General features: G+C 72.1%; 11 protein-coding genes and 1 pseudogene. 7 read left to right on the top strand and 5 right to left on the bottom strand.

All coding sequences use genetic code 11. The annotated features are described in order from the left end of the window. The first annotated feature begins 105 nt into the window (after nucleotides 1-105). From ACGFRB_RS30035 to ACGFRB_RS30025, 3 genes are all read left to right on the top strand, one after another. The gene (locus tag ACGFRB_RS30035; RefSeq protein ID WP_393247541.1) at nucleotides 106-885 is read left to right on the top strand and encodes an AraC family ligand binding domain-containing protein; all 780 of its coding nucleotides are present in this window, start codon (nucleotides 106-108) and stop codon (nucleotides 883-885) included. 144 nt (nucleotides 886-1,029) lie between these two features. Continuing rightward, nucleotides 1,030-1,818, top strand: coding sequence for an AzlC family ABC transporter permease (locus tag ACGFRB_RS30030; protein WP_393247512.1), 789 nt, complete (start codon nucleotides 1,030-1,032; stop codon nucleotides 1,816-1,818). Then, on the top strand, nucleotides 1,815-2,123 hold the full coding sequence (locus tag ACGFRB_RS30025) for an AzlD domain-containing protein (protein WP_363012221.1): 309 nt from the start codon (nucleotides 1,815-1,817) through the stop codon (nucleotides 2,121-2,123). Before ACGFRB_RS30030 ends, ACGFRB_RS30025 begins: the two co-directional genes overlap by 4 nt. A 49-nt stretch (nucleotides 2,124-2,172) precedes the next feature. Here ACGFRB_RS30025 and ACGFRB_RS30020 read toward each other — a convergent pair whose 3' ends face one another. Further along, the gene (locus ACGFRB_RS30020) at nucleotides 2,173-3,108 is read right to left on the bottom strand and encodes a hypothetical protein (RefSeq protein WP_363012220.1); all 936 of its coding nucleotides are present in this window, start codon (nucleotides 3,106-3,108) and stop codon (nucleotides 2,173-2,175) included. Nucleotides 3,109-3,187: 79 nt separating this feature from the next. On the opposite strand from ACGFRB_RS30020, the gene ACGFRB_RS30015 reads away from it, so the two are divergent. From ACGFRB_RS30015 to recX, 4 genes and pseudogenes are all read left to right on the top strand, one after another. Then, nucleotides 3,188-3,382, top strand: a complete 195-nt coding sequence (locus ACGFRB_RS30015) for a DUF3046 domain-containing protein (RefSeq protein ID WP_363012219.1) — start codon at nucleotides 3,188-3,190, stop codon at nucleotides 3,380-3,382. 50 nt (nucleotides 3,383-3,432) lie between these two features. Then, nucleotides 3,433-4,923: an AI-2E family transporter gene (locus ACGFRB_RS30010; RefSeq protein ID WP_393247510.1), complete on the top strand. Its 1,491-nt coding sequence runs from the start codon at nucleotides 3,433-3,435 to the stop codon at nucleotides 4,921-4,923. A 137-nt stretch (nucleotides 4,924-5,060) separates the two neighbouring features. Beyond that, a pseudogene (recA, locus tag ACGFRB_RS30005) lies at nucleotides 5,061-6,122 on the top strand (recombinase RecA); the annotation flags it as partial. Continuing rightward, on the top strand, nucleotides 6,061-6,888 hold the full coding sequence (recX, locus tag ACGFRB_RS30000) for a recombination regulator RecX (RefSeq protein WP_393247508.1): 828 nt from the start codon (nucleotides 6,061-6,063) through the stop codon (nucleotides 6,886-6,888). The pseudogene recA and the gene recX, both read left to right, overlap by 62 nt. A 157-nt stretch (nucleotides 6,889-7,045) precedes the next feature. On the opposite strand, the gene ACGFRB_RS29995 is transcribed toward recX, so the two are convergent. From ACGFRB_RS29995 to ACGFRB_RS29980, 4 genes are all read right to left on the bottom strand, one after another. Beyond that, nucleotides 7,046-8,875: an FAD-dependent monooxygenase gene (locus ACGFRB_RS29995; protein ID WP_393247506.1), complete on the bottom strand. Its 1,830-nt coding sequence runs from the start codon at nucleotides 8,873-8,875 to the stop codon at nucleotides 7,046-7,048. 189 nt (nucleotides 8,876-9,064) lie between these two features. Next, a complete protein-coding gene (locus ACGFRB_RS29990) occupies nucleotides 9,065-9,979 on the bottom strand; it encodes an amino acid ABC transporter permease (protein WP_393247504.1) in 915 nt (304 codons plus the stop codon). Next, nucleotides 9,976-10,623 carry an amino acid ABC transporter permease gene (locus ACGFRB_RS29985; RefSeq protein WP_393247502.1) on the bottom strand — a complete coding sequence of 216 codons (648 nt, stop codon included), beginning with the start codon at nucleotides 10,621-10,623 and terminating at the stop codon, nucleotides 9,976-9,978. The genes ACGFRB_RS29990 and ACGFRB_RS29985 overlap by 4 nt, the downstream gene beginning before the upstream one ends. A 131-nt stretch (nucleotides 10,624-10,754) precedes the next feature. Continuing rightward, nucleotides 10,755-11,672 carry a glutamate ABC transporter substrate-binding protein gene (locus tag ACGFRB_RS29980; protein WP_363012214.1) on the bottom strand — a complete coding sequence of 306 codons (918 nt, stop codon included), beginning with the start codon at nucleotides 11,670-11,672 and terminating at the stop codon, nucleotides 10,755-10,757. Between the last annotated feature and the right edge of the window lie 54 nt (nucleotides 11,673-11,726).

Below are 11,726 nucleotides of genomic sequence, written 5' to 3'. Positions count from 1 at the left end.
CCAGGACACGATCAGAGGTGGTCGGCAGACGATCAGGGACGGCCGGAGGAGTCCGCGCGGCGGCGGGACACCGGCGAGCGGGCCCGCTACTGGCGGCCCGCCGCCCTGCCCGGGGTCGACCTGCTGCACGCCCACTACGTACGGAAGTCGTTCTCCCGCCACACCCACGAGAGTTTCGTCCTCGCCGCCATCACCGAGGGCGTCGAGTCGTTCCACTACGGCAGCGACCTCGTCCACGCGGGACCCGGCCAGATCGCCCTGGTCAACCCGGACACCCCGCACACCGGGCACGCGGGCGTGCCCGAGGGCTGGACCTATCGCACGATCTATCCCGACCCCGGACTGATCCGTTCCATCGCGGACGACACGCTCGCGCTGCGCGGCGACGCCGGGTTCATCCAGCCCGTCGTGGACGACCCGTACGCTGCGCGGCTCGTCGTCGCCGTGCACCGGGCCGCCGAGGAGGGCAACGCGCTGGCCGCCGACAGCCTGCTGCGCCTGGTCACCGCGCGGGTGCTGCGCAGTCACGGGGGCCGGGTCACGCCGCTGCCCTCGCGCGCGGCGGGGGCGCGGGACGCGGCACGCGCGCGTGCGGTGCTGGAGGAACGGATGGCCGATCCGCCGACCCTGGAGCGGCTCGCCACCGACCTCGGCACCAGCCCCTTCGCGCTGCTGCGGGCCTTTCGGGCCGCGTACGGGATGCCGCCGCACACCTGGCTGACCGACGCGCGGGTCCGGCGGGCCCGGCGGCTCCTCGACGCGGGCGTGCCGCCGGCCGAGGCCGCCCTCGCCGTCGGCTTCACCGACCAGCCGCACCTCAACCGTCATTTCACCCGGAGCGTGGGCGTGCCGCCCGGCGCGTACCAGCGGGGGAGAGGCCGCTGACCGGCGCGGCGCCCGGACCGGGGTGCGGGGCGGGGTGCGGGATACGAGCCCGGGCGCGAGCAGGGGTACGGGTGCGGGTCACGGGGCGCGGACGCGCAAGAACGTACAAGACTCCCGTACGACCTCACCCGTACCGTCGCCGACGTGGCAGAACAGACAGCTCCCCTGGACATACCCGGCACCGGGCCCGCCCCGGATCCGGCTCCGATCACCGCTTCCCTCCCCACCCCCACCCCCGCGCCCGCGGACCCCAAGAGCGACGCCGCCGTGGTCCGCGACGCCCTCGGGGTCGGGGTGGCCGTCGGGCTCTCGGGCTTCGCCTTCGGCGTCACCTCGGCGGGCTCCGGCCTCAGCCTGCTCCAGACCTGCGCGCTCAGCCTGCTGGTCTTCACCGGCGCCTCGCAGTTCGCGCTGGTGGGCGCGCTCGCGGCGGGCGGCAACCCGTTCACCGCCGCGGCCGGCGCGTTTTTCCTCGGCACCCGTAACGCCTTCTACGGACTGCGTCTGTCGCAGGTGCTGGCGCTGCGGCGGATCGTCCGTCCCTTCGCCGCGCAGTGGGTGATCGACGAGACCACGGCCGTCGCCCTCGCCCAGCCCACCCGCAAGGCCGCCCGCCTCGGCTTCACCGTCACCGGTGTGACGCTGTACGTGCTGTGGAACGTCACCACGCTGCTCGGCGCGCTCGGCGCCGAGGCCATCGGCGACACCGGCGCGTGGGGCCTGGACGCGGCCGGCCCCGCCGTCTTCCTCGCCCTGCTCGCACCGATGCTGAGGACCGCCACCGAGCGGGCCACCGCGGCCCTCGCCGTACTCCTCGGGCTCGGTCTGCTGCCGGTCCTGCCGGCCGGGGTGCCCGTCCTCGTCGCGGCGCTCGCCGCGCCGCTCGTGCTCTGGCTGCGGGGGACGCGCCGGGGCGAGGGGAGCGCCCGATGAACGTCTGGATCGCCATCGCGCTGACCACCGCCGGCTGCTACCTGGTCAAACTGCTCGGCCTGCTCGTCCCGGCCGACACCCTGGAACGCCCCCTCGTCCGGCGTCTGTCTTCGCTCCTCCCGGTCGCCCTGCTCGCCGCCCTCACCGCGCAGCAGACCTTCAGCGCCCAGGGCGCCCTCGTTCTCGACGCCCGCGCCGCCGGGCTCGGGGCCGCCGCGGTCGCGCTGCTGCTGCGGGCCCCGTTCCTGGTCGTGGTCGCCGTGGCGGTGCTGGTCACGGCGGGGGTACGGGCCCTGGGCGGCTGACGCGCCGTCCAGGCCCCCGGCCCTCAGCCTCCGGCCCCCGGCCCTGGGGTCAGCCGATCCGGCGGCCGTGGGCGCGCAAGGTCCGCAATGCCTCCACGGTCACGATCGGCCGTGACTCCAGGGCCGTTCCCGGTGCCCACTGCCGCCAGGTGACGGGCCAGCCGCCGTCCTCCTGCTGCGCCGCCGCGAGATGGTCGAGGGAGCGCGTCATCTCCTCGTCCGTGAACCAGAGGCGGGCCGTCGAGTCCGGTACGCGCGCGTAGTCGTGCGGATAGTGGTACTCCCCGGGCGCGTACCCGTCGGCGAGCGGGTAGTCCTGCGGCCGGTCGGGATCGAGCACCGCGAGCCGCTGCTCGCGGACCATGCGCCCGAGCCGGTCGCTGGCCGCCTGCGCGCGGGCCCGGTCCGGGACGCCGTCAAGGAAGGCGATCGCCGCCTGGACCTCGTACGGATGGGATTTCTCCAGCGCGTCCACGGCGGCCCAGCAGAACTCGGTGGCCCGGAACAGCCAGGCGTGCCAGACCTGGTTGCGGTGCAGCAGACCGACTACCGGGCCGGTGGCGAGCAGCGCGCTGGGCGGGTCGTCGACGACGGGCACGAACGGGGCCAGCGGGTATCCGCGCTGGGCGGGGCGGACGGCGGGCAGCGCCCCGTCGTAGGTGGACACCTCGGTCAGATAGCGGCAGATCCGCTCGATCCGCAGCCCGCCGCAGCGGCCGATGGAGTCGAGGACCCGCAGCGCGTGCGCGGTGTGCAGGGGCTGGCTGACCGGCCCGCGCAGGTCGGGTTCGAGCGCGTGCCCGTAGCCGCCGTCCTCGCCGAGATACGCGGTGAGGGCCGCCTCGACGGGATCGGCGCCGCCACGCAGGAAGTGATAGGCGAACCGGCGCTGTTCCAGCACGCGGGCGGTCAGCCAGACGAAGTGCTCGGCCCGCGCGAGCGGCGACGCGGACGGAGCGGTGGTTTCTGGAGGAATTCCGGCCATGCTCAGACCGTAGGGGGGAAAGCGCGTCTGACAAGGGCTTCGGCCCCGGCTGCACTCCTGAGGGCGGGATACTGGGGTCATGCGGTTGACGATTTTCTGGGAACACATGACCGACCACTTCGGTCCGTCCTCTGCCGAGACCTTCGCCCGGGACCATGTGATGTCGGAACTCGGCGGGCGCACGGTGCATCAGGCGCTGGACGCGGGCTGGGAGGCCAAGGACGTGTGGCGGGCGGTCTGCTCGGTCGTCGGCGTGCCCGCCGAGAAGCGGTGATGTGAGGGGGTCCAGCGGGGAATGTCCGCGAGGTGCGCGAGACTGGCCGGGTGGCCCCGATTGACGCGAACGACGAGACCCATGACGAGAACCGTGACACGGACCGGGCGGGCGGCGGCGCCGGCCGTGCCGGTCGCGGCAGCCGTGCCGAGCACGCCCGGGACGGCGGTACGGAGCGGAGTGCGGCGCCCGCCGAGACCCTGAGCGCCGACGGCACCGCGAGCGCAGGCACAGCCACGGGCAGAGGTGGCGGTGGCGCCACCGCCACCTCGGTGGCGACCGTCCCGGCACCCTCCCCGGCCGAGCCCGCACCGGCTCCGCAGGAGCGCGCACCCGCCCCTGCCGAGGGTGCGGGCGGCTTCGGCGGCACGGACCAGGCCGACGCGCCCGCCGGCGCCCGGATGCCCCGCTGGCTGCCCCGGGCCCTGGTGCTCGCCCTCGCGCTCTACGCCTGCTTCCAGCTCGGCAGCTGGGCCTTCCACCAGTTGATCGGCCTCCTGCTCAACATCCTGCTCGCCTTCTTCCTGGCCCTGGCCATCGAGCCGGCCGTCGGACGGATGGCGGCCCGCGGCATGCGCCGGGGCGTCGCGACCTTCCTGGTCTTCTCCGGCGTCCTGCTCGCGGGCGCCGGCTTCGTCGCGATGCTCGGCTCGATGCTGGCGGGCCAGATCGTCGACATGGTCGAGAACTTCCCCCAGTACCTCGACTCGCTGATCAACTGGACCAACCAGCACTTCCACACCGAGCTGTCCCGGCTGGAGGTCCAGGACAGCCTGCTGCGGTCCGACTGGCTGCAGAAGTACGTGCAGAACAGCGCGTCGGGCGTGCTGGACGTCTCCACGACCCTGCTCGGCGGGATGTTCAAGCTCCTGACGATCTTCCTGTTCGCCTTCTACTTCGCCGCCGACGGGCCCCGGCTGCGCCGCGGGCTGTGCTCGGTCCTGCCGCCGGCCCGGCAGCAGGAGGTCCTGCGGGCCTGGGAGATCGCCGTCGACAAGACCGGTGGCTACCTCTACTCGCGCGGTCTGATGGCGCTGGTCTCCGGCGTCGCGCACTTCGTGCTCTTCGAGATCCTGGGCGTGCCGTACGCGCCGGCGCTCGGCGTCTGGGTCGGTCTGGTGTCGCAGTTCATCCCGACGATCGGCACCTATCTGGCGGGCGCGCTGCCGATGCTGATCGCCTTCACCGTGGACCCCTGGTACGCGGTGTGGGTGCTGGTCTTCGTGGTGGTGTACCAGCAGGTGGAGAACTATGTGCTCCAGCCGAAGCTCACGTCCAGGACCGTCGACATCCATCCCGCCGTGGCCTTCGGCTCGGTCATCGCGGGCACCGCGCTGCTCGGCGCGGTCGGCGCGCTGATCGCCATCCCGGCCGTCGCCACCCTCCAGGCGTTCCTCGGTGCCTACGTGAAGCGGTACGACGTCACCGAGGATCCGCGCGTCCACGGGCACCGGGGTCAGGGGGAGGCGGTCCTCGCCCGCCTCCAGAAGGCGCTGCACGCCAGGAAGGAAGCGGACGGGGAGGCCGGATCCGAGGGCTAGAGGCCGCTTCCGGCCTGCCCGGCTCCGATTTCGCCGGGCAGCCCCCGAGAGTCCCCGGCCGCCCCGGGGAACCCCGTCCCCAGGCGGCGGCGCGCCCGGCGCGGTGCGCTTGACACAAAAATCGAACATCTATTCTCATGGGTGCCGGAGCCTTGGAATCACGGGGTTGTCGCCGAGTTATCCACAGGCTGGAGAGACGTCGGGGCCCATTGTCAGTGGCAGGGGTTAGCGTCTTTCACATGAAGCGATCGACTCAAGCAAACCGGGTGGAACCCATGGCAGGAACCGACCGCGAGAAGGCGCTCGACGCCGCGCTCGCACAGATTGAACGGCAATTCGGCAAGGGTGCCGTCATGCGCATGGGAGAGCGCCCGAGGGAGCCGATCGAGGTCATTCCGACCGGATCGACCGCCCTCGACGTCGCCCTCGGCGTCGGCGGCCTGCCGCGTGGCCGTGTCGTCGAGGTCTACGGCCCGGAGTCCTCAGGTAAGACGACCCTGACCCTGCACGCCGTCGCCAACGCGCAGAAGGCCGGCGGCCAGGTCGCCTTCGTGGACGCCGAGCACGCCCTCGACCCCGAGTACGCCCGCAAGCTGGGCGTCGACATCGACAACCTCATCCTGTCCCAGCCCGACAACGGCGAGCAGGCCCTCGAGATCGTCGACATGCTGGTCCGCTCCGGCGCCCTCGACCTGATCGTCATCGACTCCGTCGCCGCGCTCGTCCCGCGCGCGGAGATCGAGGGCGAGATGGGCGACTCGCACGTCGGTCTCCAGGCCCGTCTGATGAGCCAGGCCCTGCGGAAGATCACCAGCGCGCTCAACCAGTCCAAGACCACCGCGATCTTCATCAACCAGCTCCGCGAGAAGATCGGCGTCATGTTCGGCTCGCCGGAGACCACGACCGGTGGCCGCGCGCTGAAGTTCTACGCCTCCGTGCGCATCGACATCCGCCGCATCGAGACCCTGAAGGACGGCACCGAGGCGGTCGGCAACCGCACCCGCTGCAAGGTCGTCAAGAACAAGGTCGCGCCCCCGTTCAAGCAGGCCGAGTTCGACATCCTCTACGGCCAGGGCATCAGCCGTGAGGGCGGTCTGATCGACATGGGCGTGGAGCACGGCTTCGTCCGCAAGGCCGGTGCCTGGTACACGTACGAGGGCGACCAGCTCGGCCAGGGCAAGGAGAACGCCCGCAACTTCCTCAAGGACAACCCCGACCTCGCCAACGAGATCGAGAAGAAGATCAAGGACAAGCTGGGCGTCGGCGTCCGGACCGAGGAGCCCTCGGCCGAGCCGGGCGCGGACGCGGCCGGCGGCGCGGACGAGGCGGGCAAGGCGGCCCCGGCCTCCGCCAAGACCGCCAAGGCGACCAAGGCCACCGCGGCCAAGAGCTGACCCGGTGACCGGTCGCACCGAATGGCCGGACGACAGCCCCGACTCGTCGAGGGCCGAGAAGGCGCCGTCGTCCCAGGACCCGGCCGAGCGGGCGCGGGCGATCTGCCTGCGCCTGCTCACCGGGACCCCGCGCACCCGCAAGCAGCTCGCCGACGCCCTGCGCAAGCGCGAGATCCCGGACGAGATCGCCGAGGAGGTGCTGTCCCGCTTCGAGGGCGTGGGGCTGATCGACGACGCCGCGTTCGCCGGCGCGTGGGTCGACTCCCGGCACCACGGCCGGGGCCTCGCCCGCCGGGCACTCGCCCGTGAGCTGCGCACCAAGGGCGTGGATCCGACCGTGATCCAGGAGGCGGTCGAGCGGCTCGACTCCGACCAGGAGGAGGTCCGCGCCCGCGAACTCGTCGACCGCAAGCTGCGCGCCACCCGCGGTCTCGACCGCGACAAGCGGCTGCGCAGACTCGCCGGCATGCTCGCGCGCAAGGGATACCCGGAGGGCATGGCGCTGCGGGTGGTACGCCAGGCCCTGGAGGAGGAGGGCGAGGACACCGAGGGGCTCGAAGAGCCTTTCTAGGGCCTGCCCGCCGTCTGTCGTCTGCCCCGTCCGCCGGGACGAGCCCTCGGTGACTCCTCCACGGGCCGGGCGGTCCAGCCGATCCCGTGGGCCCGGCCGCTCGGGAGACGGCGCGCTCCCCGAACGGCACGCTCCGGGGCAGCACGCTCCCGGGACGTCAGCCGGCGTCCGCCGCCACGTCCTCGCGGTCCTTCGCGCGATCCTTGCGGCGTATTTTTCCGCGCCTGCCTCCGCGCCCCGTCTCCGCTTCCTCCCCGTGGCCCTCGCTGGCACCCGCCACATCGCCGGCACCCGCGTCGTCCGCCGCGTCCGGGTCCGTGTCGGAGTCCCCGTCGGTGTGCTCGGTGTGCTCGGTGTGCTCGGCGTTCTCGGCCTCGGGGTCGCCGCCCCGTACCGCTTCGGCCGCCGCGTGCAGCTCCTCCGGGAGCACCCCGGCGAACGCGGCCGCCAGATGCCCGTCGGGCCGGACGAGGAGCACCGCGTGCGCGGGAGCGCCCGGATAGCCGTCCGTGACCAGCAGTTCGGCCGGCATGGGCAGCGCGTTCACGGCCTTGGCCAGCTGCGGCATCACTCCCGCGCTCACCCAGTGCCGCCGGTCCCACACCCCGGTGCCCGGTGCGACCAGGAGCACCAGCAGCTGCCCCCGGCCGAGCCGGTCGCGCAGCCGTACGGTCGTTCCGTCCGGTGCCGAGACCCGTACGTCGTCGACCGGCGCTCCGTCCGGCGTGTCCACCGGGATCCGGCCCGCGGACGGTTCCGGCGCCAGCGGGGAATGCGGATAGGCGGGCAGCGCGCCCAGTGGGCCACGCCCCAGATGCCCGTCGGTGAGCAGGATGTCGTGCCGGTGCCCGCCGCCCGGCAGATGGCCGCGCAGACCTCCGCCGCCGCGCAGCACCGGCAGCGCCTGGTCGGCCGCGCGCAGCAGACCGGCCACGGCCGCCCGCCGCTCGCTCTGGTAGCTGTCGAGCAGGGTCTCCGAGGTGTCCGGGTGGTGCCAGACGTGGGCGAGTTTCCAGGCCAGGTTGTCGACGTCCCGCATCCCCTCGTCGACCCCCTGCGTACCGACCGCGCCCAGCAGATGCGCGGCGTCCCCCGCGAGCAGGATCCGGTCCGCCCGCCAGCGCCGGGCCAGCCGGTGGTGCACGGTGTAGACGCCGGTGTCGATCAGTTCGTACGGCGGGGTCTCCCCCTCGCACCAGCCCGCGAGGGTGTCGCGGATCTTGCCGACGAGCGCGTCGGGCGTGACCAGATCGCCGCGCGACGGCAGCAGCCAGTCGATCCGCCACAGCCCGTCGGGCAGCGGCCGGGCCGCGATCTCCTCGCCCGCGTTCCGCCACGGCGGCCGGCGGTGCAGCAGGGCCTCGCCCGCCCATGGGAGTTCGGTGCGCAGCGCGGCGACCGCGTGCCGTTCCACCGCCGTACGCCCGGGGAAGCGGACACCGAGCAGCTTGCGCACGATGGAGCGGGCGCCGTCGCAGCCGACCAGATGGGTGCCGCGCCACCAGGTCCCGTCGGGACCCCTGGTGTGGGCGCTGACCCCGTGCTCGTCCTGCTCGATGATGTCGACCCGGGAACCGGGGACGAGGGTGACGAGGTCGTGGCGGGCGGCGGCGTCGCGCAGACCGCGCGCGAGGGCGTGCTGAGGGATGTGCAGCGGTGCGGCCGGGCCCGCCGCGTCGCCCGGCAGGCTCTCCTCGCCGGCGATGACGCCACCGAGGCCGAGGTCGAGCGGTACGTTCCGGGTCTGCCGGCCGCGCCGCATGGCGCGCCAGCCGATCCAGCGGACCCCTTCGTCACGCACGGTGGCGCAACCGAGCCGCTCCACCAGCGCGGCCATGTCGGCGCGCAGGACGACGGTGCGGGCGGGACGGGGTTCCTCGGTGCCGGAGCCTTCGTCGAGGACGACGCTCGGCACGTCCTGTGCGGCCAGCGCGAGACAGAGCGCGAGGCCGACCGGCCCCGCGCCCACGATGATCACCGGCTCCACGGGGCTTCTCCCGACGAGGTGCGGGGGCGGCGTACGATCCGAGACCGTACGGCCGTGCGGGAAGCACGGCGAAGGGTGGCGCGGGCCCGGAACTTGATCACAGAACGTATGCAACCCACTGGGGATGCGCGCGTCAAGTGAATGGGGGCAGCGGCGCTCGCCACTGCCCCCGGATGATGTCACATGCCGTCAGATCTTCGCGATGCCGCCGCCGTCGGCCGGTCCGCCGCTCGTCGGGGTGTCGGCCCCGGCGGGCTCCGCCTCGGTGCCCGGGGCACCGGCGTGGGCCACGCTGATACCGGTCTTGGCCCGGCGGCCGCGCTTCTCGATCCAGGTCGCGAGGCCGGACAGGGCGAGGCACAGCGCGATGTAGATGGTGCCGACGACGACGATCGTCGACACATACGGGTACTGGCCGTTGACCAGCGTGTTGGAGGCGATCAGACGGGCGGTCTGGAGCAGCTCCGGGTAGAGGATGACGAAGCCGAGCGAGGTGTCCTTGAGGGTCACCACGAGCTGGCTGATGATCGTCGGGAGCATGGCCCGGATCGCCTGCGGCAGCAGGACGGTGACCATCACCTGCGTCTTCGTCATGCCGAGGGCGTACGCCGCCTCGCGCTGGCCGCGCGGCACCGAGTTCACACCGGCCCGCAGCACTTCGGCCTGGACACAGCCGTTGTAGATCGACAGGCCGAGCGCGAGCGCCCACATCGAGTAGTCGGTGAGGAAGCCGACCCACACCGCGTAGATGGTGATGAGCAGCGGCAGCGAGCGGAAGATCTCGACGAAGGCGGTGGCCGCCCAGCGGACCGGCTTGTGGTCCGAGAGCCGGGCGACGGCGAGCAGCACACCGAGGACGAGGGAGCCGACCGCCGCGAGGCCGAAGGCCTTCAGCGTGGCTACGAGGGCGTCGGCGATGTTCTGCCGGATGCCCGAGTAGTTGAAGATGTCCCACATCTCGGGGGCGAGGTGCCCCTTGGCGCTCAGCCGGGAGATGCTGATGCCGAGCAGGGCGAGGATGACGAGGGTGCCGACGACGGCGTAGATCCGGTTGCGGACCTTCGCCTTCGGGCCGGGCGCGTCGAAGAGAACGCTGGCGCTCATCGGGCGACCTCCATGTTGCGCTCGAAGACCCGGAAGAGTCCGCTGATGGCGAAGGTGACGACGAGGTAGGCGACGGCGACCCAGGCGAAGATCGGGGCGATCGCGTAACCCTGCTCGCTCATCAGCGTCTGCCAGCCGAAGAGCTCGGTGACGCTGAAGGCGCCGGCGATGGCCGAGTTCTTGGTCAGCGCGATGAAGATCGAGCTGAGCGGGGGCAGCACGGTCCGGGTGGCCTGCGGCAGCACGATCAGCCGCAGCGTCTGCGAGAAGGACATGCCCAGCGAACGGGCGGCCTCGGCCTGGCCGAGCGGCACGGTGCCGATACCGGAGCGGACGGCCTCGCACACGAAGGACGAGGTGTAGAAGCCGAGCGCGAGCGAGCCGAGCAGGAAGGGGCTCATGCCCGGGAAGAGGATCTCCGGTACGACGAAGAAGAAGATCAGGAAGAGCAGCGTCAGCGGGGTGTTGCGCAGCAGCGTCACCCAGGCGGTGCCGAAGAACCGCAGCGGGGGGACGGGGGAGACCCGGAAGCCGGCGACGACGATGCCGAGGACCAGCGCGATGACCGAGCTGATGGCGGTGATCTCGACGGTTCCTATGAACCCGTCGCGGAATTCCGCGAAATGGTCGAGCAGTACATTCATGAGGACTCCGCGTCGGCGGTCGGCGGCGGGCTTACGGACAGCGGGCCCGCGGGCGAGGGCGCGCGGGCCGGAGGGGGCGCGGGGCGCCCCGAGGCGGACAAGGGCCTACGGGGCGCTCACGCGGTGGCGGATCAGTAGCGGTTGATCGCCGGCGGCGCGGTGTAGGCCGAGCCGGAGAGGCCGAGGGTGGCCTCGTAGATCTTCTTGTAGGTGCCGTCCTTCTCGAACTTCTCGAGGATGTCGTTCACCTTGCCGCGCAGGACCTTGTCGTCCTTGGCCATGCCGATGCCGTAGGGCTCCTCGGTGAACGGCTTGCCCGCGACCTTGAGCTTGCCCGAGTTGGCGGCGGCGTAGCCCTTGAGGATCGAGTCGTCGGTGGTGACGGCGTCGACCTGCTTGGTGAGCAGCTGCTGGACGCAGTCGGAGTACTTGCCCAGCTCGATCGTCTGCGCGCCGTACTCCGGCTTCTTGATCTCCTGGAGCGGGGTCGAGCCCGTGATCGAGCAGACCTTCTTGCCCTTGACGCTCTCCGGGCCGGTGATCCCGGTCTCGTCCTTGCGGATCAGGAGGTCGGCGCCGGCCTTGTAGTACGGGCCCGCGAAGCCGACCTGCTCCTTGCGCTTGTCGTTGATCGTGTAGGTGCCGACGTAGTAGTCGACCTGACCCGTGGCGATCGCGGTCTCACGGAGCTTGGAGTCGACCGTCTTCCACTCGATCTTGTCCTCGGAGAAGCCGAGCTCGGCGGCGATCATCTTGGCGATCTCGACGTCGAAGCCGGAGCGCTTCTTCGTCGCCTGGTCCTCGAAGCCGAGGTACGGCTGGTCGGCCTTGGAGCCGATGATCAGCTTGCCGCGCTCCTTGGCCTTCTTGAAGGTCGCGGAGTCGAGGCTGACACCGCTCGCGACGGTGTAGGTGGGGAGCTTCGGGGCGGCAGAGTCGCCCGGCTTCGCGGCGGGCTTGTCGCCGGCCGAGCCCTCCTTGCCGCCACAGGCGGTCGCGGTGAGGGCGAGAACGGCAACGGCCACGGCCGCGGTCTTGCGGAGCTTCATCGTGAACATCCCTCAAGTCGTGGATAGTCGATCGTCAGTGTGCGGCAAGTCGCG

The organism is Streptomyces sp. NPDC048718 (assembly GCF_043198875.1).
Classification (GTDB): domain Bacteria; phylum Actinomycetota; class Actinomycetes; order Streptomycetales; family Streptomycetaceae; genus Streptomyces.
The sequence above is the reverse complement of the archived record's forward strand: the minus strand, read 5'-3'. Positions and strand labels throughout refer to the sequence as shown.

What these genes read in the sequence shown, in the direction of transcription:
- ACGFRB_RS30025 (WP_363012221.1), top strand. Translation starts at nt 1,815, where the DNA reads ATGAACGTCTGGATCGCCATCGCGCTGACCACCGCCGGCTGCTACCTG.
- ACGFRB_RS30020 (WP_363012220.1), bottom strand. Translation starts at nt 3,108, where the DNA reads ATGGCCGGAATTCCTCCAGAAACCACCGCTCCGTCCGCGTCGCCGCTC.
- ACGFRB_RS30015 (WP_363012219.1), top strand. Translation starts at nt 3,188, where the DNA reads ATGCGGTTGACGATTTTCTGGGAACACATGACCGACCACTTCGGTCCG.
- ACGFRB_RS29990 (WP_393247504.1), bottom strand. Translation starts at nt 9,979, where the DNA reads ATGAGCGCCAGCGTTCTCTTCGACGCGCCCGGCCCGAAGGCGAAGGTC.
- ACGFRB_RS29985 (WP_393247502.1), bottom strand. Translation starts at nt 10,623, where the DNA reads ATGAATGTACTGCTCGACCATTTCGCGGAATTCCGCGACGGGTTCATA.
- ACGFRB_RS29980 (WP_363012214.1), bottom strand. Translation starts at nt 11,672, where the DNA reads ATGAAGCTCCGCAAGACCGCGGCCGTGGCCGTTGCCGTTCTCGCCCTC.